This window comes from Alloalcanivorax sp. C16-1 (genome assembly GCF_046507805.1).
GTDB lineage: Bacteria > Pseudomonadota > Gammaproteobacteria > Pseudomonadales > Alcanivoracaceae > Alloalcanivorax.
In genome coordinates, this window is sequence record NZ_JBKFTK010000002.1 from 592,035 (window position 1) to 616,999 (window position 24,965).

Here is a 24,965-nt window from a genome sequence, read left to right on the forward strand (position 1 = left end):
ATCCGCGTCAGCCGTTCAGAAACGCCCCGATCACCCGATAACTCTCCGCGCAGGCCTCCGGCACCAGATCCTCCAGATTCAGCCAGGCATGGATCATGTCCGGGAACGGTTGATGACGGGCGGCCACGCCGGCGGCGCGCAGCCGTTCCACGTAGGCCAGGCCCTCGTCGCGCAGCGGGCAGAAGCCGGCGGTGAGCACCAGGGTTTCCGGCAGCCGTTCGCTGATCGGCCTATGCAGGGGCGAGGCGTTCCGGCGCCGTTGCTCGTCCGGGGCGGCACCGTCCTGGAAATAGTGCTCGAAGTACCAGTGGATGCGCGAGGCTTCCAGCAGATAGCCGCGCCCGTTTTCGGCCACCGAAGGGTGATCCAGGGTGTAATCCAGACTGGGGTAGATCAGCGCCTGTTTGTGAATGCGCAGGTCCGGGTCGTCCTGGGCCAGGGCACTGACGGTGGCCGCCAGGGCGCCGCCGCCGGAATCGCCCACCAGGTTCAGCGTCCGCGTGACCCGGCGCCCCTGCCGGGCCAGCACCGGCCACAGGTGGCGGGCTACCGCCAGGCAGTCCTCCAGGCCCAGCGGATAGGGGCACTCCGGCGCCAGCCGGTATTCCACCGACACCACCAGTTGGCCACTGGTTTTCGCCAGCCGCCGGGCGATGGGGTCGTAGACGCTGACGCCGCCGGCCATATGGCCACCACCGTGCAGAAACAGGGTCACCGGTTTTTCCCGCTCCGGCGCCGGATCGTAGAGCCGCACCGGCACCGGGTAGGCGCCGGTGGGGATCATCACATCCCGCACCCAGGGCAGGTCCGGGCCGCGCGCCACCAGGGTGGCGGTCATCGCGGCCATGCTCTCGCGCACCGTCACCGGCGTGGCTTCCACGCCTCGGGCGGCCTGGTCGGCCAGCAGTCGGTTGAGGCGTTCCAACCAGTCGGCCAGGGCCGGGTGCGGCTGGTCGGCTTTCCGGGCGCCGGGGGGCGTCAGCATTGAAACAGCACCAGCGCTTCGCCGTCGCACAGCAGGCGGCCGTCCTCGCCCAGGCAGCGGGTTTCCAGATTCACCAGCGCCTTGTCCCGACGCAGGCGGCTCACCGCCACGCTGGCGGTGAGCGCTTCGCCGGGGCGGCCGTGGTCGTGGAAGCGCATGCTCTGCTTCAGGTAGTTGGTGCCGTGGCCGGGCAGTTCCTCGCCCAGCAGGTAGGAGAACAGGGCGGCGATCAACGGTTCCGGCACCGTGTCCCAGTCGCCGTCGAATTCCGCCAGCCGGCACCATTCGGCGATGTCGTCGTCGCTGTAACGGCGGGTCACCTCGGCGCGGTCGCCGATTTCCAGGGTGTTGAAGCGGGGCTGTGTCATGGGCGGGCCTCCTGGTTCGCCTTCCGGTTCAGCTTGAGCCGGCAACGGCCTTCCAGACAGACCTGACGGGATTCGTTTTCCACCCGGGTGATCAGCTCCAGCCGGTCGTTGGCGGGCGGTGCCACGATGTCCAGATGCACGGTGAGCGGTTCGCCGGCGAACGCCGGGTTGGGGAACATCAGGTCCTGGCTTTCCAGCTCGGCGCCCGGGTAGTTGTGCGCGATCAGGCCGCGCACCGCGGTGAACAGCAGCATGCCGTGGGACACGGTGGCGCCGAAGCGGGTGCCGGCGGCGTAGTCCGGGTCCACATGGATCGGATTGTGGTCGCCGCTGAGCGCGGCGAAGCGGTCGAAGTGCGCCTGTTCCAGGACCTGCTCGTATTCGGTACCGCCGATTTCCTGCTCGTAATCGTCGTCGTCGAACCCTTCGTCGTCGTAGCCGTCGTTATCGCGCATCACGCAACTCCTGTTTGGTGACTTTGCCCAGGGCATTGCGGGGCAGGGCGTCCACCCGCTGGAATACCTTGGGGACTTTGTAGCCCGCCAGCCGCTCGCGGCAAAAGGCGCGCAGGCTGTCCTCGCCCGGGTCGTCGGCGCCGGCGCGCAGGCCATAGCAGGCCTTGCCCACCTCGCCCCATTTTTCATCCGGCATGCCCACCACCGCCACCTCCGCCAGGGCCGGGTGCTGTTCGAGCACCTTTTCCACCTCGGCGGGGTAGACGTTCTCTCCACCGGAAATGTACATGTCCTTCCAGCGATCGACGATGTAGTAGCAGCCGTCCTCATCGCAACGGGCCACGTCGCCGCTGTGCAGCCAGCCGTCGGCGCGGATCGCCTCGGCGGTGGCCTCCGGACGGTTCCAGTAGCCCGGTGTGATATTGGGACCGCGAATCAGCAGCTCGCCGGCTTCGCCCTCGGCCACGTCCTGGCCATCGCGGTCGACGATGCGCACCTCGGTGAGCAGTTGCGGGCGACCCACCGAGCCGATCTTGTCGATCACCAACTCTTCATCCAGCAGAAACACGGTGGGTCCGGTTTCCGTCATGCCCATGCCGGTGCGCACGCGAATGCCTTGATCCACGTAGCGCTGCGCCACCGGCAGCGACAGCGGCGCGCCGCCGCAGCCCCAGGAGCGCACGCCCTTGAGACGGTCGCCGCTGAAGTCCGGATGTTCCAGCAGGGCCTGGTAGACCGCCGGCACGCCGAAGAAAATGGTCGCCCGGTTTTCCAGCACTTGCAGGGCCTGATCCGGGTCGAAGGCGCGCGCCACCAACACGCAGCCGCCGGCCAGGAACACCGCCGAGGAATACAGATTGATGCCGGCGGTATGGAACAGGGGCAGTACATTGAGCAGCACGTCGCGGCCGGTCAGGTCCACCGCCAGGCCGATGTTCAGGTAGTTGGCCATCATCATGCGGAAGGTCTGGATCACGCCCTTGGGCCGGCCGGTGGTGCCGGAGGTATAGAGCAGGTACCAGGGCGTGTCCGGGTCCTTGTCCGGGTGGGCGCTCAGGTCCGGTTGCACCGCCGCCAGATCCTGGTGGTAGTCGCGCTGGCCCCCGGTGGCGCCGTCCAGAGCCACCAGGGTCAGCGCCGGATGCTGGTCCGCCAGGGTGGCGGCCGCCTCGGCGAACTCGCCGCCGAAGATCAGCGCGCCGGGCGCGCAGTCCTCCACCAGCACGGTCAGTTCCGGCACCGCCAGCCGCCAGTTCAGCGGCACCAGGATCAGGCCGGCCTTGGCGCAGCCGAACAGCATGGCGAAGAATTCCGCGCGGCTGTGGCCCAGGAAGGCGAGACGGTCGCCTTCCTTCAGGCCCCATTGTTCGCGGGCGGCGGCGGCCAGCCGCGCGGCCCGCTCGTTGAACCGCGCATAATCGTAGCGTTCGCCGCTTTGCAGATCTTCCAGCGCCGGGCGGTCCGGCGTTACCCGCGCCCGGTGGGCGAGCAGGTCGAACATCTCCATTTTTTTATTCTCCCGGTTGTGCGGTATTCAGAGTATCGCGACTGAAGCGGAAGGCCGCCCAGTCGCGATCTGGCGATCAGGGATTCAGTTCCGACCAGTCGAACCGGGTGATGCGGTTGCTGATCAACGAGAACACATAGACGTCGCCGCCGCCCACGGCCACCTGCTCGGTGTCGAACAGACCGCCGGGGCGGGTGCCCAGATCACGGTCCAGCCAGTGGCCCTGGTAGGCGGGGCTGATCACGCCGGCGCCGTCGGGGCTGTAGTCGTCCGGATTGGCCCAGGCTCGCGCCACCATATTGAAGCCGTCGGCCACCACCAGGGCGTCCTGGGCGGCGTCGTAGGCGAGGCCGGCGGGCAGGAACAGGCGCTGCGGGTCCAGGTCGTCCGGATGGTCGTAGGTGCCGCCGCCCAGGCCGATCTGGCCGATCAGGGCGCCGTTGGCCGGGTTCAGCGCCTGGATGCGCTGGTTGCGACGGTCGGTGACATAGACCCGGTCGTCCAGGGCCAGCACGCTGCCGATCTGGTCGAAGGTGCCCGGCGCGCCCTGTTCGAAGAAGTCCGGGCCCAGGCTCCAGCTCTCACCCAGGTCGTTGCCCTTGGCGCTGTCCACGCCGCCGGCGTACCAGTTGCCGTCCAGGGTGCCGCTGCCGCTGTCGTAATCGAAGCGCCACACATAGTTGTCGAAGCTGGTGATATAGACGGCGTGCTCGTCGCCGCCCTGGGTGACGCTCACCGACACCGGGTAGTTGGTGTTGCTGGTGGACAGGCCGATTTCCGGCACCGGCAGGCCGCCGGTGCGGTAGCTCAGGTTGAACAGCTCTTCCAGATTGCCGTTGGCGTCGTAGATGCGCAGGCTGGCGTCGCCGATGTAGGGCCAGGGCAGGGTGGCGTCGGCGCCCACCAGCACCGCCACGCCTTCGCCGATGTTGCTGTCGGTGAAGGTGGCGATGCCGGTGACCCCGTAGCTGATGTTGGTGCCCGGGAAGCGGCCCTGATAGTTGCCGCCGCTGTCGTACATGTTGATGCGGGTGTTGGGCGTGTCGCTCACCAGCAGACGGTTCTTGCCGGCCAGCCAGGCCATGCCGCTGGCGGAATGCAGCTGGCCGGCCAGGGTGCGCGGATGGCCCCAGAATTCGTTGTTGGACACGGTGCCGACGCCGGCGGACACGGAGCAGCGCAGCAGGGTGGTGCCGCTGGAGTTGGTCCAGCATTTCTTGATGCGGTTGTTGCCGGAGTCACTGACCAGATGCACCCGGGCGTTGCTGTAGTAGTAGCCCCAGGAATAAATGTTTTCCCGATAGAAGCTGCCGTCGGCGCGGATCACCGGCACCAGATCGTTGGGCAGCTGGAAGGCTTCGTCCTCGGTGCCGGCGCTGGTGGGCGCGCGCATTTCCACCTGATGGATGCCGAGGCGGCCATAGATCCAGGCGGCGGAGGCGTCGCTGCTTTTGCTGGTGCGGTAGCGCACCGGGTTGGTGTCGCTGGTGCTGGCGAGATTGCTGAAGCGCAGGATGCGACCGCTGTAGGTGTCCGCCACGTAGAGGTTGCCGTCCAGGTCGGTGCGCAGCCCGCGCGGTCGTTTCAGATGGTCGGCGCTGCCGCCGTCGCGGAAGCGACCGATCATGTCGTCCAGGGTGAGCTGGCCGGTGGCGGTGTTGACGCGGAAGATCTTGATGCGGTTGTTGCCGTTGTCGGCCACGTACAGGTAGGTGGCGCCGTTGTCCGGTGACGTGTAGTAGGTCATCCCCTGGGGAATGCGGAAGCCGTCGCGTTTGGCCGGTTCGCCGGCGTAATCGTCGTAATAGGTGGAGTCGGTGCCGTAGTCCTTGTCCACGCCGCGGATGCGCGGGCCGGCGTCCACGTAGCGGCCGCTGCCGTCCTGGTGGCCCAGGGTCTGGATCAGGGTCACCTGATAGCCGTTGTCCGGGTCGATGCCGAACGCCTTGACCCGATGGTTGAATTCATCGGACACATAGATGAAGCCCTGCGGCGTGATGGTCATGTTGCGCGGCAGGTAGAGGTCCTCGCCGCCGCCGTGGCCGGGCTGACCGATGGAGGTGACGTATTCGAAACCGCCGGCGCTGCCGGCCACGGTGCGGAAAAAATGGATCTGCTGCAGGCCCACGTCGTTCACGTAGAGCCCGGCCAGCCGGCCGTCGTCCGCTTCGCTTTTCGACAGAAAGGCGATGCCCAGGGGCGCGCGGATCTCCGGTACCGAGCTGGCCGGGCTGTCGGCGGCCAGGGTGGTGTCGGCGTCGTCCAGACGGCCCACCAGGGCGCCATTCAGATTCAGCACCTTGATTTCATGGTTGCCCATGTCCGCCACGTAGACGCGGGCGCCGCTGGCGCCGCCGCTCAGCGAGTCGCGGTCATAGGTGACGGTGGTGGGGGTGTTGAACTGGTAGCGTTGCTGCACCGGCTCGCCGCTGAGTTCCGCGGAGCGGTCCTCGTCGGCGAAGGTGTCGAACGCGCCCGCGGTGAGGGGGATGGTAAGGGGCAGGGCGCCGAGTAACAGCGCGCCGGCCAGGGTTTTTGTTTTCATGATGCTCTCCCGTTGTGATTGTTGTTTTGCGTGCCGGGCGCAGGCGTCCGCCCCAAACGGCGGCCGGCGGCCGGGTTGATCCGAGAAAATCGTTATTTTTTCAGGAAGGCGGCCATGCCCCGGTCCGCCTCGTCGCTTTCTATTTGCTCCAGAAAATGCCGGTACTCGGCCTCCAGGCCGGCGGCCACGGTGGCCCGGTCCGGGCGGGTCAGGGCCAGGGTGCGGCGCACACTGCCAGGTTTGGCGTCGCGGATTTTTTCCGCCACCGCCCGTGCCCGGGCGCCGGTGTCGTCGGCGCCGGCGCGGTACTGCACCAGCCCCAGCCGGTGGGCCTCGTCCGCGTCCAGGCGGCGGTTGGTGAGCTGCACATCCAGCGCCCGGGCGCGGCCGATGCGCTCCGGCATCAGCGCGGTCCAGCCGCCGTCGGGGCTGAAGCCCACCACCGTGTACCAGGGCGCGAAGCTGGCCCGGTCGCCGGCCACGGCGATGTCGCAGGCCAGCACCAGACCCAGGGAGCCGCCGGTGACCAGGCCGTGCACCGCCACCACCGTGGGCACTGGAAGATCGAGCAGATCCAGCAGGGTGGCGTTAAGGGTGCCGACCACGTTTTCCGCGTAGGCGCGGCGCTGGTCCCGGGGCGTGTCGTGGAAGCCGGCCACATCGCCGCCGCTGGAAAAGGAGCGCCCCTCCGCGTCCAGAATCAGCACCGCCGCGTCGCTGTCACGGACCCGCGCCAGCTGGGCGCGGATCGCCTCCAGCAGGTCCGGCACCAGGGCGTTGTGGCGTTGTGGCCGGTTCAGGGTGAGCCGGGCGATGCGTTCTTCGATGTGCAGGGTGGCGGCGCTCATGGGTTCTTCTCCCGGCCGTCCAGGGTCAGGCCATTGCGGAACAGGTCGGAGATGGTGGCGACGATCTCGTCGAACGACACGTCCCGATCCCACAGGGCGTAGCGCAGACCGAGAAAGTTGGACATGCCCATCAGCGCCCACACCCGCACCTCGTTGTTGCCGGCGCGGATCTCGCCCTTGCGGGTGGCGTCGGCCAGCATGCGCAGATAGCCGCGCCCGAAGGCTTCGTAGTACTCGCGGTAGATGGACTCGTCCACGAACTGGGCCTCCTGCAGCACCCGGTACAGGGAAGGGTGCTCGAACAGGTACTGCAGGAAGGCGCGCAGACCTTTTTCCTCCGCCTGCAGCCGGTCGCCGGCGTCGACGATCTCGGCGGCCAGGTGAGCGCGCACCTGATGGCCCATGTCGCGCACCAGTTCGCGGAGGATTTCCTCCTTGCCGGCGAAATAGGTGTAGAAGGTGCCCTGGGCGACGCCAGCGGCGCGGGTGATGTCGCTGATGCCGGCGCGATGATAGCCAAGGGTGCCGAAGGTGTGCTCCGCCGCGTGCAGGATGCGGGCGCGGGTACGGGCGCCACGGGCGGTCTTGGGGGCGCCGGGGCCGGCGTCACGAGAGGCGGAGCCGGGAACGGTTTTGGCGTTGGCGGTCGTGGTCATGGGGGCCCGTGTTTTGTTCTTTGAAAGTTGAATCGGTATTCAACTAAATTAGGTTTGGGTGATCATTCTGTCAACTATGAAGACCTGAATTCAGGGCCGGAACAGCACTTGGAGGTGCACGCTGTAACGGCTAAATCACTGTATTTATAGGGGTTTAAGGGCGTCTTGATGGGGTGGGTGGGAAATATTCCACGGTCGTGGAATTTTTTTCGCCAGACTCTTGCAGAAAGGTGAATCAGTTGTCATATTGTTGGCGCACGCTCTCAAGAACAGCACAACAACAACTCACGGCCAACGGCCGGAACAAGAATAGGGAGAGATCCTATGAAGCGTCTGATTACCGCCACGGCCTTCACGCTCACCGCCCTGGCCGCCGCGCCCCTGGCGCAGGCCGCCGACTCCATCCGCATCGCCCATGTCACCGGCTTCACCGGCCCGCTGTCCGCCTACGCGGAGCAGCTCAGCGTGGGTCTGGAAATGGGCTTCGAGTACGCCACCGACGGCAGCATGGAGATCGAAGGCCGCAAGATCGAGATCATCGACAAGGACACCCAGCTGGATCCGGCCCGGGCCCGCTCCCTGGTGGAGGAAGCCTACGCCGAGGACGACGCCCAGATCGTGGTGGGTCCGGTATCCTCCGGCGTGGCCCTGGCCACCCTGCCGATCGCCGAGCAGTACGAGCGCATCATCATGCCCGAGGGTGTGGCCGACGCCATCACCGGCGCCGACTGGAACCGCTATGTATTCCGGGTCGGCCGCAACTCCTCCCAGGACGCGGTCTCCAACGCGGTGGCCCTGGGTGAGCCGGGGGTCTGCGTGGCCACCATCGCCCAGGACTACGCCTTTGGCCGCGACGGCGTGGCCGCCTACAAGGAAGCGATGGAAGGTCAGGGCGGTAAGGTAGTGCACGAGGAATACCTGCCCACCGACGCCACCGACTTCACCGCCGCCGCCCAGCGCCTGTTCAACGCGCTCAAGGACCGGGACGGTTGCGAGCAGGGCAAATACATCTTCGCCATCTGGGCCGGCAGCGCCAACCCGCTGAGCCGCATCCAGGACCTGCAGCCGGAACGCTTCGGCATCAAGCTGGCCACCGGCGGCAACATCCTGCCGGCGCTGGTGAGCTACTCCGAATTCCCGGGCATGGAAGGCGCCGGCTTCTACTACTTCGAGTCGCCCAAGAACGAGATCAACGACTGGTTCGTGAAGGAGCACTTCAAGCGCTTCGACGCGGCCCCGGACTTCTTCACCGCCCAGGGTTTCTCCCAGGCCATGGCGATCACCGCGGCGATCCGCAAGAGCAAGGGTTCCACCGACACCGAGGACCTGATCAAGGCGTTTGAAGGGCTGGTGTTCGAGACCCCGAAAGGCAAGATGATCCTCCGCGACGAGGACCATCAGGCCCTGCAGGAGATGTACCACTTCCGCATCAAGGCCGAGGAGCGTGATGACTGGTTCGCCGACCGCACCGTCACCGCCGGCGTGCCGGAGCTGGTGCGCACCATCGCCATCGATCAGATGAACATCCCGATCCGCAACAAGCGCTGAGACCAGGGGCGTGGCCCGGCTGGGCCACGCCACCGTCACCCGCCTTTTTCCGATCATACCGAGGGACCTCCCATGGCCTCCTTGCAACCCGAAACCGCCTCTCGTCCGGTGCTGGAAACCCGCGACCTGACCATCAACTTCGGCGGTCACGTGGCGGTCAATCAGGTGTCCTGTGCGTTCCACGCCGGCACCCTGACCTCCATCGTCGGGCCCAACGGCGCCGGCAAGACCACCTGGTTCAATCTGATTTCCGGGCAGCTGCACGCGTCCGCCGGCAGCGTGCGGCTGTTCGACGAGGACATTACCAAACTGGGCGCCGCCGCCCGCGCCGACAAGGGCCTGGGCCGCGCTTTCCAGCTGACCAATCTGTTCCCCAACCTGACGGCGCTGGAAAACGTGCGCCTGGCGGTGGCGTCGCGCCATCGCATCGGTCATGTGTTCTGGCAGATGGCCAGCCGCCGCCGCGATCTCACCGACCGCGCCGCCGCCTATCTGGAACAGGTGAACCTGGGCCGTCGCGCTGACGATCTGGTGGCCAATCTGCCCCATGGCGACCAGCGCAAACTGGAAGTAGCGCTGATGCTGGCGCTGGAGCCGGAGGTGTTCATGTTCGACGAACCCACCGCCGGCATGAGCGTGGATGAAGTGCCGGTGATTCTGGATCTGATCGCCGACATCAAGAACAAGCAGAACAAAGTGATTCTGCTGGTGGAACACAAAATGGACGTGGTGCGCTCGCTGTCCGACCGCATCGTGGTGCTGCACAACGGTGAACTGGTGGCCGACGGCGAACCCGCCGAGGTGATCGCCTCGCCCATCGTCCAGGAAGCCTACCTGGGCGCCACCGCCGATGAACCCGCCGAGGAAGCCTGATATGAGCGACCCGATTCTTTCTCTCACCGGCGTGCGCGCGGACATCGACCAGTACCACATTCTGCATGGCGTGGACCTGCGGGTGCCGAAGGGCGAGCTGACCGTGCTGCTGGGCCGCAACGGCGCCGGCAAGAGCACCACGCTGCGTACCATCATGGGCCTGACCACGGTGACCGGCGGCCAGGTGCGTTTTCGCGGCGAGGACATCACCGGCCAGCCGACGCCGCGCATCGCCCGCCAGGGCATCGCCTTCGTACCCGAAAACATGGGCATTTTCAGCCTGCTGACGGTGCGCGAAAACATGGTGCTGGCGGCGGTCAGCGGGCCCATGGACGAACAGCGCCTGAACTGGATTTTCGAACTGTTCCCGCCGATGAAGAAATTCTGGAACCGACCGGCGGGCAATCTTTCCGGCGGCCAGAAGCAGATGCTGGCCATTGCCCGGGCGGTGATCGAGCCCCGCGAACTGCTGCTGGTGGACGAGCCCACCAAGGGGCTGGCGCCGGCCATCATCAACGACCTGGCGGACGCCTTCGAGCAGCTCAAGGAGCAGCAGGTCAGCATTCTATTGGTGGAACAGAACTTTAACTTTTCCCGGCGTCTGGGCCAGTCCGTGGCGGTGATGAACGACGGCGGGGTGGTGTACGCCGGCCAGATGGCCGAGCTGGCCGACGACGAGGACCTGCAACAGGAGTTGCTGGGCCTCGGTCTGGGCGCGCATCAATAGGCGCGTATCAATCAATAAGGAGAACACTGTCATGTCGGCGCACGACGAAATTCTCGAACCGCGGCCCCAGGGCGCCCTCGCCCGCTTCCGCGCGTTCCGCGAGAAACGGCCGCACCTGTTTCTGCTGGTGCTGATGATGCTGGTGGCGTTTTTCATGATGGACCCGCGCACCTGGGTGGTGCTCACCATCAGCGGCCTGGCCATGGGCGCCATGGTGTTTCTGATGGCCTCGGGGATGACCCTGACCTTCGGTCTGATGAACGTGCTCAATCTGGCCCACGGCGCTTTTATTTCCCTGGGCGCTTTCGCCGGCGCCACGGTGCTGGTGCACTGGCTCAACGCCAGCGCCGGCGAGTCGTCGCTGCTGGCCAACCTGGCGGCGGTGGTGCCGGCGCTGGGCTTCGCCCTGGCGGTGGCCGGCCTGGTCGGGCTGCTGTTCGAGCGGCTGGTGATCCGGCCGGTGTACGGCGACCACCTCAAGCAGATTCTGGTCACCGTGGGCGGCTCCATCATTCTGATGGAAGTGATCCATGTGATCTGGGGCCCCAACGAGATTCCGGTGCCGCGCCCGGACGCGCTCACCGGCGCCTTTCTGGTGCCCGAGTCCTGGCCGGTGATCGGCGGCGTGGCCCTGGAAAAATACCGGCTGATCGCGGTGATCCTGGGGCTGGCGGTGTACGGCATGATGACCTGGGTGATCGAACACACCCGCACCGGCATCCTGATCCGCGCCGGGGTGGAGGACCAGGAGATGGTGGAGGTGCACGGCTACCGCATCCGTCTGCTGTTTCTGGGCGTGTTCGTGGCCGGCTCGGCGCTGGCCGGGCTGGGCGGCGCCATGTGGGCCATGTACCGGGAGATCATCACCGCGCACATGGGCGACGAGCTGATGATCTCGGTGATCGTGGTGATCATTCTCGGCGGGCTGGGCTCCATCAAGGGCTGCTTCTACGGCGCCGTGCTGGTGGGTCTGATCAATCTCTATGTGGGCTACCTGGAGCCGCGTCTGGCGGCGGTGGCCACCGTGGGTCTGATGGTGGGCGTGCTGATGTGGCGCCCCCAGGGCCTGATTCCGGTCATCAAGGTTTAAGGGGCGCCCGGCTATGATGCAACGACTGCTTTCCGGCGATTACCCGCGCAGCCGCGCGCTCACCGTGCTGCTGCTGATCATCGGCGTGAGCCTGGCGCTGGGGCCGTTTCTGTTCCCGGGCGTGCGCGCCTTCTCCATGCTCGGCATGATCTGCGTGTTCATTATCGTGGTGGCCTCCTACGACCTGATGCTGGGCTACACCCACATCGTGTCGTTCGCGCACACCATGTTCTTCGGCATCGGCGCCTATGGGGTGGCGATGGCCACCGACGCCTTCGGCAGCGGCTACGGCGCGCTGCTGATCGGCATTGGCGGCGCCTTGCTGCTGTCCATTCTGCTGTCCCTGTTGCTGGGTCTGCTGTCGTTGCGGGTCAAGGCGATCTTCTTCGCCCTGGTGACCCTGGCGGTGGCGTTTGCCTTTCTCAGCCTGGTGACTCAGTTGTACAACCTGACCGGTGGCGAGGACGGCCTGGCCATGCGCGTGCCCCGGGAACTGGGCCCGGCGTTCCGGCCGTTCGATGAGCCCTGGGTGGGCTTTGACGTGGTGGGCTTTTTCACCGGCCTGTTCAGCGACCCGGCCGGTGCTTTCCAGAATGCCCTGTTCGATGTGCGCATCAGCGGCAAGCATCTGATGTATTACGTGGCCTTCGTCAGCGCGGTGCTGGTGTTCCTGTTCCTGCTGCGCATGGTCAACTCGCCGTTCGGCCGGGTGCTGCAGGCGATCCGCGAGAACGAATTCCGCGCCCAGGCCCTGGGCTACCGCACCGTGTTTTACCGCACCGCGGTGGTGATCGTGTCGGCGCTGCTGGCGACCCTGGCCGGGGTGCTGTTCGCGCTGATCAACCGCTACGTGAACCCGGAGAACACGCTCAACTTCGAGCTGATGGTGTTCATCCTGCTGATGTGCGTGATCGGCGGCATGGGCACCCTGTACGGCGCGGTGGTCGGCACCGCCGTGTTCCTGCTGGCGCAGAACTATCTGCAGGACCTGCTCAAGCTGCTGGCCGGCGGCGCCGAGCCGGGCAGCCTGCTGGAACATCTGGTGGGCCCGGACCGCTGGCTGCTGTGGTTCGGCCTGCTGTTCGTGCTCAGCGTGTATTTCTTCCCCACCGGGATTGTCGGCCAGCTGCGGCTGTGGGCGGCGCGCCGTCGCCAGCGCCGCGCCGGCGGCCGGGTGGCGGACCAAGGAGAACAGCATCATGCGTCTTAACGACCGTGTAGCGATCATTACCGGCGCCGGCCGTGGTATCGGCCGGGGAATCGCCGAACAGTACGCCCGGGAAGGGGCGCGGGTGGCGGTGGCGGATCTGGAAGCCGCCACCGCCGAGGACGCGGCGGCCGCGATTCGCGCCGCCGGCGGCGAGGCCATCGCCGTGACCATGGACGTCACCGACGAGAACGCGGTGGACAGCGGCGTACAACGGGTGATCGACACCTGGGGCCGTCTCGACATCGCCATTGCCAACGCCGGGGTGCAGCACATTGAAGCCCTCGACAAGCTGTCCCTGGCCGACTGGCGCAAGGTCACCGCCGTGCATCTGGACGGCGCCTTCCTGCTGACGCGGGCGGCGCTGCGCCATATGTACCAAGGCGGAGGCGGCACCCTGCTGTACATGGGCTCGGTGCATTCCCTGGAGGCGTCGCCGTTGAAGTCGCCCTACGTGGCCGCCAAGCACGCCCTGTTGGGGCTGTGCCGTTCGGTGGCCAAGGAGGGCGCCGCCCACGGCGTGCGCAGCCACATTATTTGTCCGGGGTTCGTGCGCACGCCGCTGGTGGAGAAGCAGATTCCGGAGCAGGCCCGGGAACTGGGAATCTCCGAGGAAGAGGTGGTGCGCAACGTGATGCTCAAGAACACCGTGGACGGGGAGTTCACCACCGTGGAGGACATCGCCCGGCTGGCCACCGATCTGGCGGCGTTTCCGTCGGCGGCGCTCACCGGTCAGTCGTTCGTGGTCAGCCACGGCTGGCACATGGGGTAGGGCGGTCGATAAAGGGTCCGGGGGCCGGTTCCGTCCCTGGAACCTGGAGATCGATCAGGCCTTCGGAGGGGTCGCAGAAAAGGAAAACCTGAAGGGGCCCGCCGGACCACTGAATGTACTGTACGGAAGGACAGTAGTCAACGAAGCGAGCGGATTTGGCAAAGAAAGACGGGAGAGCCGTGCGCGCCGGGGGAGATCCCCGGCGCTTTTTTTTGCTTCACGGCCGATCGCGGCGGGACCACCGCCAGGGTTATTCCTGCTCGGGCAGGGTGATGTTCAGTTCCAGGATCTCGCAGCCGGACTCCCGGTCCAGCTGGATGTTGACCGCGTCCTGGTCCACCGGCACGTACTTGCGCACCACCATCAGCAGCTCTTCCTGCAACTGCGGCAGGTAGTCCGGCCCGCCCCGGGTGGAGCGCTCCCGGGCGACGATGATCTGCAGGCGTTCCTTGGCCACCGACGCCGATTTTTCCTTCTTGGGTAGCAAATAGCTGAAGATGCTCATCGTTACCCTCCGAACAGTCGGCCGAACAGGCTTTTCTTGGCGCTGGTCAGGAAGCGGTGCTCGCGTTCCTCGCCCAGGAAGCGGGCGACCGCGTCCTCGTAGGCCTGACCGGCATCGGATTCCGCGTCCAGGATCACCGGCGTGCCGCCGTTACTGGCATTGAGCACCGCCTGGGATTCCGGGATCACGCCCAGCAGATCGATGGCGAGAATCTCCTTCACGTCCTCCACGGACAGCATCTGGCCGCTTTCCACCCGCTGCGGGGAGTAGCGGGTCAGCAGCAGGCGGGCGGGAATGTCGCCTTCGCCCTGTTCCGCCTTGCGGGTCTTGCTGGAGAGGATGCCCAGAATACGGTCGGAATCGCGCACGCTGGACACTTCCGGGTTGGTCACCACCACCGCCTCGTCGGCGAAATAGGCGGCGGTGAGCGCGCCTTTCTCGATGCCCGCCGGGCTGTCGCAGATGATGTATTCCATGCCCATGTCCTTGAGGCCGTTGAGCACCTGCTCCACGCCTTCCAGGGTCAGGGCGTCCTTATCGCGGGTCTGGGAAGCCGGGAGGATAAACAGGTTCTCCACGCGCTTGTCCTTGATCAGACCCTGCTTGAGGTTGGCGTCGCCGCTGATCACGTTGACCAGGTCGTACACCACGCGGCGTTCGCAGCCCATGATCAGATCCAGGTTGCGCAGGCCCACGTCAAAATCGATCACCGTGGTTTTGTGGCCGCGCAGCGCCAGGCCGGTTGCCAGGGCCGCGCTGGTGGTGGTTTTGCCCACACCCCCCTTGCCGGATGTTACGACCACGATTTTTGTCACGATCTCGTCTCCTTGAATGAGTGTTCGCGGGGCGGCGTTACTTGCCGCTCAGCTCGACGAAGCGCATGGCGTCGCCGTCCAGAGTAATTTGCACCGCCTTGCGGCGTTGATTATCGGGCAGATCCTCGGCCACCCGGTAGTGGCCGGCGATGGACACCAGTTCCGCGTCCAGGTTCTGACAGAAGATACGCGCCGAGGTGTCACCGCGCACCCCGGCCAGGGCGCGCCCGCGCAGGGTGTTGTAGACGTGGATATGGCCCTCGGCGAGCAGTTCCGCGCCGGTGCTCACCGGCGCCAGCACGATCAGGTCGCCACGGCTGTAGATCTGCTGTCCGGAGCGCACCGGTTGTTCCACCAGCAGGGTCTCGGCGGCCGCCGCCGGCGCCGCCTCGCTGGCCGGCGCCGGTTCCGCCCGGGCCACGTCGCGGCCACCGGCCAGGCTGATGCTGCCCAGCCCGAGCATGGCGGCGGTGTCGGCGTCGAGATGGGCGTTGCGGGCCAGGGCCACCAGGTTCACGCCCAGGCCGCGCAGGGTGTCCACGGCGGACAGCAGCTCGATCTGATTGACGTCCTCCGGGGTGGCCACGTCGATCACCACCGGCGCGTCACGCAGCCACTGGGCCGCGTCCTCGAGCCGGCGGCCCACTTCGCGGTGCAGGGTATTGGGGTCCAGGTCCTTGAGCTGAAGGACCGTCATCATCAGCATGCGGCCCTTGAATTCGAGAACCGCTTTTTCTTCGGAAGCCACTGTCATTGGAGGGTGTCTTGTACCGAATGGGTGGACGCCGGCGCGAAGCGCGGCGGCCGGCGACGGAACGGGAGAAGCCTAGTCGAAAGCGCGATCCGGTGAAAGCCGCGTGACAGCGGCGCGTTGTTAAATTTGGCGGCAATGGGACCGGATGGGCAGAAAAACGCCGAGAATAAGAATAAAGGCGTAGGTGGCTGCCGCCCGTCCACGAAAAAGGCCGCCCGAAGGCGGCCCGTTTCGTTTCTTCTCGAGCGCGGGACCGGTCAGACCGGCCGCGCGGTGTGCATCTGCACTTCCTTGAACTCCTTGTCGAAGGCGTCGGTGAGCAGACAGTCATAGCGCATCTCGTCGTACTCCAGGATCGCCTCCACCTTGTCGGAGGGGATGATGCCCTGGGCGGCGGCGTCTTCCACCTTGGCGCGCAGGGTGTCGCCCTGGAGCTTGCCCTTGATGTCCGCCTTGTAGAACGCCTCGAAGTCCGCTTCCACTTCCAGCAGCTTGTTGTAGGTGGTTTCCACCCGGCCGATGCTGTCGTTGGGGTCCTGGGAAATGTAGGCGTTGGCGGCCAGGGCGTCGCGCACGCTGGTGGGGTTCATGATCTGCTCGCCCAGGGTGCGCACCAGCACGTCGTCCGGTTTGTGCGCCAGACAGGGGCGGCCCAGCGGGAAGAACAGCGCCTTGAGCACCCGCGCCACGCCGAAGTAGCCGAAGTTGCGGCAGAAATCGTCGATGGCGTCCTGGGCCTGGCTCAGCGAACGACGCAGCGCATAGGTGGCGTGGGCGTCGTTGGCCTCGTCCCGGGGCAGGGTGGCGTGGTACTTGAGGATCGCGCAGCTGACCAACAGATGGCTGTGCAGATCGCCGAGCCGCGCGGACACCATCTCGCGACGCTTGAGGTCGCCGCCCAACAGGGCGAAGGCCACGTCCGAGAGGCTCGCCAGCACCGCGCTGTAGCGGGTGATCAGGCGGTACCAGGGGGCACTGAAGCTGTCCGCGTTGGCCGGGATGTCGGCCAGCTTGGAGCCGGTCAGGCCGAGCACGATGCCCCGGCTGATGTTGCCCAGGGAGTGGCCGGCGTGCTTGAAGAACAGGTGCTCGAACTGCTTGAAGCCGCGCTCCTGGTCCTCGTCCTGGATCGCCTGCAGTTCGTCGTACAGGTACGGATGACAGCGCAGCGCGCCCTGGCCGAAGATCATCAGCGAGCGGGTCAGGATGTTGGCGCCTTCCACGGTGATCGCCACCGGAATGGACTGGTAGGGCAGCGCCATGAAGTTGCGCGGGCCCATCTGCACGGCGCGGCCGCTGGCGATGTCCATGCCGTTGTTGATCAGGATCCGCATCATTTCCGTGGAGTGGTACTTGGCCATGGCCGTGACCACCGAGATGGTGCCTTCTTCCAGGCCCCGGGTGACCAGGTGCCGATAGGCTTCCAGGGTGTAGGCCAGACCGGCCACCTGGGCGGAGGCTTCCTGCACGCCCTCGAAGTGGCCCACGGCCACGCCGAACTGGCGGCGGATGCGCGCGAAGGCGCCGGTCATGCGGTAGCCCATCTCGCCGCTGGCGGTGGCCAGGGCCGGCAGGGACACGCCCCGGCCGGCGCCCAGGCATTCGATCAGCATGCGCCAGCCTTTGCCGGCCATTTCCGGGCCGCCGATGATGGCGTCCAGGGGCACGAACACGTCGGTGCCGTTGATCGGGCCGTTCATGAACGGGGAGCCGCCCGGGTTATGGCGACGGCCGATTTCCACGCCCTCGGTGTCGGCGGGCAGCAGGGCACAGGTAATGCCCAGCTCGTCCTGGTCGCCGAGCAGGTGTTCCGGGTCATACAGTTTGAACGCCAGGCCCACCACCGTGGCCACCGGGGCCAGGGTGATCCAGCGTTTGGCGAAACTCAGGCTGATGCCGAGCACTTCCTCGCCGTCCACGGTGCGCTTGCAGACCACGCCCTTATCGGGAATGGCGCCGGCGTCGGAGCCGGCTTCCGGGCCGGTCAGGCCGAAGCAGGGGATTTCCTGGCCGGAGGACAGGCCGGGCAGCCAGCGCTGCTTCTGTTCCTCGGTGCCGTACTTGGCCAGCAGCTCGCCCGGGCCCAGGGAGTTGGGCACCATGGCGGTCACCGCCGTGGTCAGTGAGCGGGTGGCGATCTTGCTCATGGTGCGGCTCTGCGCGTAGGGGCTGAAGTCGCGGCCGCCGTATTCCTTGGGAATGATCAGGCTGAAGAAGCCCTTGGTCTTGAGGAATTCCCACACTTCCTCGGGCAGATCCTTGAGCTCGTGGTAGATCTTCCACTCGTCGAGCATGTCGCAGAGCTCTTCCACCTCATTGTCGATGAAGGATTGCTCCTCCTCGGTGAGCTGGGTGAAGTTGGTCTTGGAGAAGTCGTCCCAGTCCGGCTTGCCGCCGAACAGCTCCGCCTCGAACCAGGTGGCGCCGGCCTCGATGGCCTCGCGCTCGGTGTCGCCGATGGGCGGCATCATCTTGCCGAGCATGTTGAACACCGGGCGGGCGATCAGCTTGCTGCGCAGGCCCGGATGGTTGAGCACCAGCAGCACCGCCGCCAGCAGGATCAACAGAATGGGGTTGTACAGCCACGACGCCAGCAGGCCGCACAGCAGCCAGACGACGGCGAAGACCACGCTCCCGGTGGTCAACGTCAATTGCGCATAAAATATGGCCAACAAGGTGCCGGCCAAAATCAACAGGGCCAAAAGGCTCAGCATGGTCATCTCCTTTGCCAGGATGCGTGCTCGAGAGTGGATACCCTAAAACGCTCCCTACGTTACCGGGACAGTATGCAGAGGGCGTGAACGTCTGTACCAGTGTACCCTTCCGCCACCGCTTTGTTGGCGCTTTAACAGTATTTAATCTGTTTATGGCCCCTTGGAATTCCGTACAATTGCCGCCAATCAAGGAAACCTTGAAAACCTATCTCTCGGCACAGGAGTCCACGGTGCAGGACAACGCTTCGATCATCGATGTCACCGAACAGAACATTCAGCAGTTGCTGGAGGGCTCGCGGCAGGTGCCGGTGCTGTTCGACTTCTGGGCGTCCTGGTGTCAGCCCTGCCAGCAAATGGCGCCGCTGCTGGAGAAGCTGGCCGGCGAATACCAGGGCAAGTTCGTGCTCGCCAAGGTCAACGCCGACGAGCAGCAGAACATCGCCGCCCAGTTCGGCGTGCGCAGCCTGCCGTCGCTGAAGCTGGTCTATCAGGGCCAGCTGGTCAGCGAGTTGGACGGCGCCCAGACCGAGGGCGCCCTGCGCCGCTGGCTGGCGCCGGTGGTGGACCCGGACGCGGCCCAGGCGGAACAGGAAGAGCAGTTTCTGGAGCAGGTGCGCCAGGCCATCGAGGCCGGCCACGGCGAACAGGCCGAGCAGGCCCTGCGTCAGACCCTGCAGGAGCAGCCGGACAAACACGCTTTCCGCGCCCTGCTGGTGGAATATCTGCTCGGCGAGGGCCGCGTTGACGAGGCCCAGTCGACGCTGGCCGAGGTGGTCGAGGACGTGGAGGAACTGCGCCCGTTCCGCGCCCGGTTCGCGTTGTTGGACAAGCTGGAAGGCGGTAACGAAACCCTGCGTGACCTGGCCGCGCGCATCGACAACGACCCGGCACCCGCCGACCTGCACGCCTACGGCCTGCGCGCCGCCGCCGCCGGCCAGTTCGAGGCCGGCCTGGAGGCGCTGCTGACCCTGCTGCGGGACCACCCGGACTATCAGGACGGCGTGGCCCGGCAGGCCCTGCTGGAAGTGTTCGAGTGCCTGCCCAAGGGTGACCCCATGGCCAGCCGCTACCGCCGCAAGATGTTCACCTATTTGCATTGAACCCCGCCGCGGGCTGACCGGCCCGCCTCTTTCTGGCGCAGTTAAACCCCGCTTAGACGCACGGAAATGGTGCCTCTAAGCGGGGTTTTTGCGTTTTATTGGTGCAACAGTGGCCGTGTTTCCGCGGCTTTGCGGGCGAGAGTCGTGGTCCGATCCCGGTTTGAGGGGTTTGGGGATCTGGCCTGATTCTTGTATGCCCTTTCCCGGTGCAGAGCCGTCGGGGTGCCTCCCGGCGGTGCAATTCCGGCCGTTGTTCGGCCTCGAGGACCGGGAAACCAACCATGAAAATAATCTATCGCGTGGCGGCGCTGACCGCCCTGATGCCGTCGGCGGCTTTCGCCGACACCCTGGACAAGAGCGATACCGCCTGGATCATCGCCGCCACCGCCCTGGTGCTGTTCATGACCCTGCCGGGGCTGAGCCTGTTCTACGGCGGTCTGGTGCGCGCCAAGAACGTGCTGTCGGTACTGATGCAGTGCTTCGCCATTGCCTGCGCGGTGTCGCTGGTGTGGCTGATCGCCGGCTATTCCCTGGCGTTCGCCGACGGCGGCGGCGCCAACGCCTGGATCGGCGGGCTGCAGCACGCCTTCTTCGCCGGCATCGACCGGGATACCGTGTCCGGCACCCTGCCGCAGAGCCTGCACGGGCTGTTCCAGATGACCTTCGCCATCATCACCCCGGCGCTGATCGTCGGCGCCTTCGCCGAGCGCATGCGCTTCGGCGCCATGCTGGCGTTCTCGGTGCTGTGGGTGCTGGGCGTTTACGTGCCGGTGTGCCACTGGGTGTGGGGCGGTGGCTGGCTGGCGGAGCTGGGACTGTACGACTTCGCCGGCGGCACCGTGGTGCACATCACCGCCGGCGTGGCCGCCCTGGTGGCGGCCATGGTGCTGGGCCGCCGCAAGGACTGGCCCGGCCAGGCCATGAAGCCGCACAACATGACCATGACGGTGATGGGCGCCGGCATGCTGTGGGTGGGCTGGTTCGGCTTCAACGGCGGCTCGGCGCTGGCCGCCGACGGCAACGCCGCCATGGCCATGCTGGTCACCCATATTTCCGCCGCCGCCGCCTCGCTGGTGTGGATCACCCTGGAGTACGTGAAGTTCGGCAAGCCGTCCGCCCTGGGCATCGTCACCGGCATGGTGGCCGGGCTGGGCACCATCACCCCCGCTTCCGGCTTCGTGGGGCCGGGCGGGGCGCTGATCATCGGTCTGGCCGCCGGCGTGGTGTGCTTCTATATGGTGCTGGTGGTCAAACAGAAGTGGCGCATCGACGATTCCCTGGATGTATTCCCGGTGCACGGCATCGGCGGCATGCTGGGCACGGTGCTGGCCGGCGTGTTCGCCTCCACCGGCCTGGGCGTGTTCTCCGGTTACGGCTTCGCCAGGCCGGAATACGGCATGCTGGAGCAGGTGGGCGTGCAGGTGCTGGGCGTGGTGGTGACGATCGTCTACACCGCGGCGATCACCTGGCTGCTGCTCAAGCTGGTGGGCCTGTTCACGCCGCTGCGGGTGAGTGCCGAGGAGGAAAGCCAGGGGCTGGACATCGCCCTGCACGAGGAGCGCGGCTACGACCTGTGAGCGAAGGGCGCGTTTTTGGCGCCCTGAAACCCTTTTTGGCGCTCCGAAACCATTGTCAGCCCCGGGGCCTTTCGATAAGGTACGGAAAAGTTTCGAACGCTCGTTTGAATTGGCCCGGGCGTCGAAGCGGCATTCAACCAAGGAGATAACAATGAGCGTGGAATTTCTGTCCGACGAATGGTTCGCGAAGGTAAAGGAAATCCGTGAATCCGCCGGCGATGTGCAGGCCCCCCCGGCGCTCGCCGACCTGGTCATCAACATCAATGTGAAAACCGACGACGGCGAGAAGCACCTGGCCCTGGTTGGCGGCATGATCGAGGAAGGCCAGCACGACGACGCCTCCACCACCCTGACCCTGCCCGCCGATCTGGCCAAGCGCATCTTTATCGAAGGCGACCAGTCCGCCGGCATGCAGGGCTTCATGAGCGGCCAGATCAAGGTCGACGGCGACATGAGCAAGCTGATGTCCCTGCAGTCCGCGCAGCCCACCGACGATCAGAAGCAACTGATGAAGAAGATTCAGGAAGTGACCGCCTGATTCCGCTTCACCTCGGTGAATCGAAGACGCCCGCCTCGCGCGGGCGTTTTCTTTTCAGCGATCAGAGCCGGTTGCGGTTCTCCAGCCGCCCGTCGATGCGCACCACCTCGTGGGGCACCCGGTCCAGCCAGCCGCGCACGCTGCGCCCGCCCTGGTCCAGATACTCGCTGATCGACGGCACCCAGCGTTCGCCGTGCAGCCCCAGACACAGCGGCTGCGGGCCCCGGTCGTCCTCGATCCGGCGCACCCGGCCCGGGTCCAGGCCGTCCAGCAGCAGGCCGGGCAGGGCGGCGGGGGGCGCCAGCAGGTCGCAGGGCAGGCACAGTATCGGGCCGTCGCCGCAGGCCGCCAGGCCCGCCTCCAGGCCGGCCATGGGGCCGCAGTAGCCGTCGCGGCGGTCGCTGACCACGGTGTCGGCGCGCCGCCGGTAGGCGTCCAGGTGGCGGTTGGCGCTGATCACCACCGGGCCCGGCGGCGCCACCGCCGCCAGCAGGTGGTCCACCAGCGGCCGGCCGTTCACTTCCACCAGCCCCTTGTCCTGGCCGCCCATGCGCCGGCCTTCGCCGCCGGCCAGAATCAGCAATGTATAGAAAACATCCATGAAGTGGTCCTATTGGGAGTGGGCGAAGTTATCCGCTATCCTCTGCGCCCAGGCATCGCCGAGCCCGCAGCCGCACGAGACCGCCAGTGAACAGCGCCCGCGACTATCTTAACGACATCGACCGTTTCGGTCGCTTGCTGCACGGCTACCGGCCCCGGGAGCCGCAGCTGCTGATGGCCGACGCGGTGGCCGAGGCCATCGATAAGCGCGGCACCCTGTTGGTTGAGGCGGAAACCGGCACCGGCAAGACCCTGGCCTATCTGCTGCCGGCGCTGTTGTCCGACGGCCCCACGCTGGTGTCCACCGGCACCAAGAGTCTGCAGGATCAGTTGTTCTTCAAGGACCTGCCGATGGTGCTCAAGGCCCTGGGGCTGCCGCGCAAGGCGGCGCTGCTCAAGGGCCGCGCCAACTATCTGTGCCCCTATCGGCTGGAGCTGCACCAGGAGGAAGCGCGCTTTCTGACCCGCGAGACCGCCGAGCAGCTGCAGGTGGTGGCGCACTGGGCCTCGCGCACCCGCACCGGTGACATCGCCGAGCTGAAGCAACTGCCGGAGGACGCGCCGGTGTGGCCCTGGGTCACCAGCACCGCGGACAACTGCCTGGGCACCGAATGTCCGAAATACAGCGAATGCCCGTTGATGAACGCCCGCAAGGAGGCCCAGGAGGCGGACCTGGTGGTGGTCAACCATCACCTGTTCTTCGCCGACGCGGCGCTGCGCGGGGAGGGCGTCTCCGAATTGCTGCCCAGCGCCAATACGGTGATCTTCGACGAGGCCCACCAGCTGCCGGAGGTGGCGGCCAACTTCTTCGGCGATTCGCTCAGCACCCGTCAGGTCCAGGAGCTGGGCCGGGACGCGCTCTCCGAGGCGGCGCATTCGGCGCTGGACCTGGCGGAGCTGAACCAGCGCGTCTCCGCCCTGGACAAGGCCGGCCAGGACCTTCGCCTGAGTCTGGGCGAGCAGGAACGCCGCGCGCCCTGGTCCGAGGTGGCCGAGATCAGCGCCGTGCAAGAGGCCGGCGAGGCGCTGCTGGACGCGCTCATCGACCTGAACGATTTTCTCGAGCCCCAGGCGCGCTCCAGCCGGGGCCTGGAGTCCTGTGCCCGGCGCGCCGCCGAGCACGTGCTGACGCTGAAGTCGATCCTCGACGCCAACGGCCCCAACCGGGTGTACTGGTTCGAGACTTTCCGCCGCACGGTGGTGCTGCACAGCACGCCGCTGTCGGTGGCCGCCCAACTGCGCGCCCAGCGCGAAAAGCACCCCTGTGCCTGGGTGCTCACCTCCGCCACCCTGTCGGTGGCCGGCCGCTTCGAGCACCTGCAAAAGCGCCTGGGCCTGGACGAGGCGGACACCCTGCGGCTGGAGAGCCCGTTCGACTTCAAGCGTCAGGCGGTGTTCTACGTGCCCGAGGGGCTGCCGGCGCCGTCCTCGCCGGACTACACCGCCAGCCTGACCCGGGCCATGATCCCGGTGATCCAGGCCGCCGAGGGGCGCACCTTCTTTCTGTTCACTAGCCACCGGGCCCTGCGCGAGGCGGCGGCGCTGCTGCGCGAGGCGAAACTGGATTACCCCTTGCTGGTGCAGGGCGAAGCCGGGCGCCGGGAACTGCTGGACGACTTCCGGCGTCTGGGTAATGCGGTGTTGCTCGGCACCAGCAGTTTCTGGGAGGGCATCGACGTGCGCGGCGAGGCCCTCAGTTGCGTGATCATCGACAAGCTGCCGTTCGGCTCGCCGGGGGACCCGGTGGCGGCGGCGCGCATCGAGCACATCAACCGCACCGGCGGTAACGCCTTCCGCGATTATCAGCTGCCCCAGGCGGTGCTGGCCCTGCGCCAGGGCGCCGGCCGGCTGATCCGCGACCCGGACGACACCGGCCTGCTGGTGGTGGGCGACCCGCGCCTGGTCACCAAGGGCTACGGCAAACTGTTTCTCGACAGCCTGCCGGGCATGACCCGCACCCGCAAAGCGGAAGTGGTGCAGCGGTTCTTTCCGCACATCGCCAAACTGCAGGCGCAACGGCTGCAACAATCGCAAACCGGCGAGGCGCCCACCGCGCCCGCCCCGCAAGAGCAAAGCCATGACGCACATTCTGGCCATTGAGACCGCCACCGACGCCTGTTCCGTGGCGCTGTACCGCGACGGCGCGGTGCTGGAGCGCTTCGAACCCGGTGCCCGCCGCCAGACCGAGCGGGTGCTGCCGCTGGTGGACGACCTGCTGGCGGAGGCCGGCATCGGCCTGGGCGCCCTGGACGCGCTGGCGTTTGGCCAGGGGCCGGGCGCCTTCACCGGGGTGCGGGTGGCCACCTCGGTGATCCAGGGCCTGGCCTTCGCCCGCGACCTGCCGGTGGCCGGGGTGTCGACCCTGGCCGCCTGCGCGCTGGCCGCCTTCGACGTTCATCCCGACCGGCCCCGGGTGCTGGCGGCGTTCGATGCGCGCATGGGCGAGCTCTATCTGGGTGCCTATCAGTGTAACGCCGACGGCGTGGAGACGTTGCTGGCGGACGGCCTGTTCGACCCGGACGACGTGCCGGCCCTGGACGGCGAGGACTGGCTGCTGGCCGGCTCCGGTGCGCTCTACCAGGAGCGCATCGCCGCCCGCGTCACCCTGGCGGCGGTGGACCAGACCATTATGCCGCGGGCCTCGGCGGTGGCGCGGCTGGCGGCGCCGCTGGTGCGGGCCGGATTGACGGTGCCGGCGGAACAGGCGCAGCCGGTGTATCTGCGTGATCGCGTGGTTTGATATCGGCGCTGATCGCGGCTGAAGCCGCGATCAAGCCATGC

23 protein-coding genes are annotated in these 24,965 nt (G+C 66.7%); 11 read left to right on the plus strand and 12 right to left on the minus strand.

The genetic code is table 11. From position 1 onward, the window contains the following. Window positions 1–7 precede the first annotated feature (7 nt). From ACLD0W_RS09925 to ACLD0W_RS09955, 7 genes are all read right to left on the minus strand, one after another. Window positions 8–985, minus strand: coding sequence for an alpha/beta hydrolase (locus ACLD0W_RS09925; protein WP_410307319.1), 978 nt, complete (start codon window positions 983–985; stop codon window positions 8–10). Next, window positions 979–1,353 (minus strand): hypothetical protein, encoded by a 375-nt coding sequence (locus tag ACLD0W_RS09930; RefSeq protein ID WP_410307320.1) that lies wholly within the window; start codon window positions 1,351–1,353, stop codon window positions 979–981. Before ACLD0W_RS09930 ends, ACLD0W_RS09925 begins: the two co-directional genes overlap by 7 nt. Continuing rightward, a complete protein-coding gene (locus tag ACLD0W_RS09935) occupies window positions 1,350–1,808 on the minus strand; it encodes a MaoC/PaaZ C-terminal domain-containing protein (RefSeq protein WP_410307321.1) in 459 nt (152 codons plus the stop codon). Before ACLD0W_RS09935 ends, ACLD0W_RS09930 begins: the two co-directional genes overlap by 4 nt. Beyond that, window positions 1,798–3,315 carry an acyl-CoA synthetase gene (locus ACLD0W_RS09940; RefSeq protein WP_410307322.1) on the minus strand — a complete coding sequence of 506 codons (1,518 nt, stop codon included), beginning with the start codon at window positions 3,313–3,315 and terminating at the stop codon, window positions 1,798–1,800. Before ACLD0W_RS09940 ends, ACLD0W_RS09935 begins: the two co-directional genes overlap by 11 nt. A gap of 76 nt (window positions 3,316–3,391) precedes the next feature. After that, window positions 3,392–5,860: an NHL repeat-containing protein gene (locus tag ACLD0W_RS09945; protein ID WP_410307323.1), complete on the minus strand. Its 2,469-nt coding sequence runs from the start codon at window positions 5,858–5,860 to the stop codon at window positions 3,392–3,394. Between the two features lie 92 nt (window positions 5,861–5,952). Then, window positions 5,953–6,708 (minus strand): enoyl-CoA hydratase/isomerase family protein, encoded by a 756-nt coding sequence (locus ACLD0W_RS09950; protein ID WP_410307324.1) that lies wholly within the window; start codon window positions 6,706–6,708, stop codon window positions 5,953–5,955. Then, on the minus strand, window positions 6,705–7,364 hold the full coding sequence (locus ACLD0W_RS09955; RefSeq protein WP_410307325.1) for a TetR/AcrR family transcriptional regulator: 660 nt from the start codon (window positions 7,362–7,364) through the stop codon (window positions 6,705–6,707). The genes ACLD0W_RS09950 and ACLD0W_RS09955 overlap by 4 nt, the downstream gene beginning before the upstream one ends. Before the next feature lie 324 nt (window positions 7,365–7,688). On the opposite strand from ACLD0W_RS09955, the gene ACLD0W_RS09960 reads away from it, so the two are divergent. From ACLD0W_RS09960 to ACLD0W_RS09985, 6 genes are all read left to right on the plus strand, one after another. Further along, window positions 7,689–8,912, plus strand: coding sequence for a substrate-binding domain-containing protein (locus ACLD0W_RS09960; protein WP_410307326.1), 1,224 nt, complete (start codon window positions 7,689–7,691; stop codon window positions 8,910–8,912). A 72-nt stretch (window positions 8,913–8,984) separates the two neighbouring features. Continuing rightward, entirely contained in the window at window positions 8,985–9,785 is an 801-nt protein-coding gene (locus ACLD0W_RS09965) for an ABC transporter ATP-binding protein (RefSeq protein ID WP_410307327.1), read from the plus strand. Between the two features lies 1 nt (window position 9,786). Then, window positions 9,787–10,512, plus strand: coding sequence for an ABC transporter ATP-binding protein (locus tag ACLD0W_RS09970; protein WP_410307328.1), 726 nt, complete (start codon window positions 9,787–9,789; stop codon window positions 10,510–10,512). Window positions 10,513–10,543: 31 nt separating this feature from the next. Continuing rightward, complete coding sequence (locus ACLD0W_RS09975) at window positions 10,544–11,602, plus strand: branched-chain amino acid ABC transporter permease (protein ID WP_410307329.1); 1,059 nt, start codon at window positions 10,544–10,546, stop codon at window positions 11,600–11,602. 13 nt (window positions 11,603–11,615) lie between these two features. Continuing rightward, window positions 11,616–12,812 (plus strand): branched-chain amino acid ABC transporter permease, encoded by a 1,197-nt coding sequence (locus ACLD0W_RS09980; RefSeq protein ID WP_410307330.1) that lies wholly within the window; start codon window positions 11,616–11,618, stop codon window positions 12,810–12,812. Next, window positions 12,802–13,581, plus strand: coding sequence for a 3-hydroxybutyrate dehydrogenase (locus tag ACLD0W_RS09985; protein WP_410307331.1), 780 nt, complete (start codon window positions 12,802–12,804; stop codon window positions 13,579–13,581). Before ACLD0W_RS09980 ends, ACLD0W_RS09985 begins: the two co-directional genes overlap by 11 nt. A 250-nt stretch (window positions 13,582–13,831) precedes the next feature. Here the strand turns inward: ACLD0W_RS09985 and minE are convergent, their stop codons facing one another. From minE to ACLD0W_RS10005, 4 genes are all read right to left on the minus strand, one after another. Continuing rightward, entirely contained in the window at window positions 13,832–14,086 is a 255-nt protein-coding gene (gene minE, locus ACLD0W_RS09990; RefSeq protein WP_138772247.1) for a cell division topological specificity factor MinE, read from the minus strand. 2 nt (window positions 14,087–14,088) lie between these two features. Continuing rightward, window positions 14,089–14,901, minus strand: a complete 813-nt coding sequence (gene minD, locus ACLD0W_RS09995; protein ID WP_410307332.1) for a septum site-determining protein MinD — start codon at window positions 14,899–14,901, stop codon at window positions 14,089–14,091. 37 nt (window positions 14,902–14,938) lie between these two features. Further along, window positions 14,939–15,655, minus strand: coding sequence for a septum site-determining protein MinC (gene minC, locus ACLD0W_RS10000; protein ID WP_410307333.1), 717 nt, complete (start codon window positions 15,653–15,655; stop codon window positions 14,939–14,941). A gap of 257 nt (window positions 15,656–15,912) precedes the next feature. Then, a complete protein-coding gene (locus tag ACLD0W_RS10005; RefSeq protein WP_410307334.1) occupies window positions 15,913–18,369 on the minus strand; it encodes an acyl-CoA dehydrogenase in 2,457 nt (818 codons plus the stop codon). A 197-nt stretch (window positions 18,370–18,566) separates the two neighbouring features. Here ACLD0W_RS10005 and ACLD0W_RS10010 point away from each other — a divergent pair, with 197 nt between their 5' ends. From ACLD0W_RS10010 to ACLD0W_RS10020, 3 genes are all read left to right on the plus strand, one after another. Next, a complete protein-coding gene (locus ACLD0W_RS10010) occupies window positions 18,567–19,469 on the plus strand; it encodes a tetratricopeptide repeat protein (protein WP_410307335.1) in 903 nt (300 codons plus the stop codon). Window positions 19,470–19,750: 281 nt separating this feature from the next. After that, entirely contained in the window at window positions 19,751–21,046 is a 1,296-nt protein-coding gene (locus tag ACLD0W_RS10015) for an ammonium transporter (protein WP_410307336.1), read from the plus strand. A gap of 151 nt (window positions 21,047–21,197) precedes the next feature. Then, window positions 21,198–21,584 carry an SCP2 sterol-binding domain-containing protein gene (locus ACLD0W_RS10020; RefSeq protein ID WP_410307337.1) on the plus strand — a complete coding sequence of 129 codons (387 nt, stop codon included), beginning with the start codon at window positions 21,198–21,200 and terminating at the stop codon, window positions 21,582–21,584. Window positions 21,585–21,645: 61 nt separating this feature from the next. Here ACLD0W_RS10020 and ACLD0W_RS10025 read toward each other — a convergent pair whose 3' ends face one another. After that, window positions 21,646–22,185, minus strand: coding sequence for a molybdenum cofactor guanylyltransferase (locus tag ACLD0W_RS10025; RefSeq protein ID WP_410307338.1), 540 nt, complete (start codon window positions 22,183–22,185; stop codon window positions 21,646–21,648). 86 nt (window positions 22,186–22,271) lie between these two features. On the opposite strand from ACLD0W_RS10025, the gene ACLD0W_RS10030 reads away from it, so the two are divergent. Together ACLD0W_RS10030 and tsaB are read left to right on the plus strand one after the other, a co-directional pair. Beyond that, window positions 22,272–24,284, plus strand: a complete 2,013-nt coding sequence (locus ACLD0W_RS10030; RefSeq protein WP_410307339.1) for an ATP-dependent DNA helicase — start codon at window positions 22,272–22,274, stop codon at window positions 24,282–24,284. Then, window positions 24,262–24,924 carry a tRNA (adenosine(37)-N6)-threonylcarbamoyltransferase complex dimerization subunit type 1 TsaB gene (gene tsaB, locus ACLD0W_RS10035; protein WP_410307340.1) on the plus strand — a complete coding sequence of 221 codons (663 nt, stop codon included), beginning with the start codon at window positions 24,262–24,264 and terminating at the stop codon, window positions 24,922–24,924. Before ACLD0W_RS10030 ends, tsaB begins: the two co-directional genes overlap by 23 nt. Window positions 24,925–24,965: the final 41 nt, after the last annotated feature.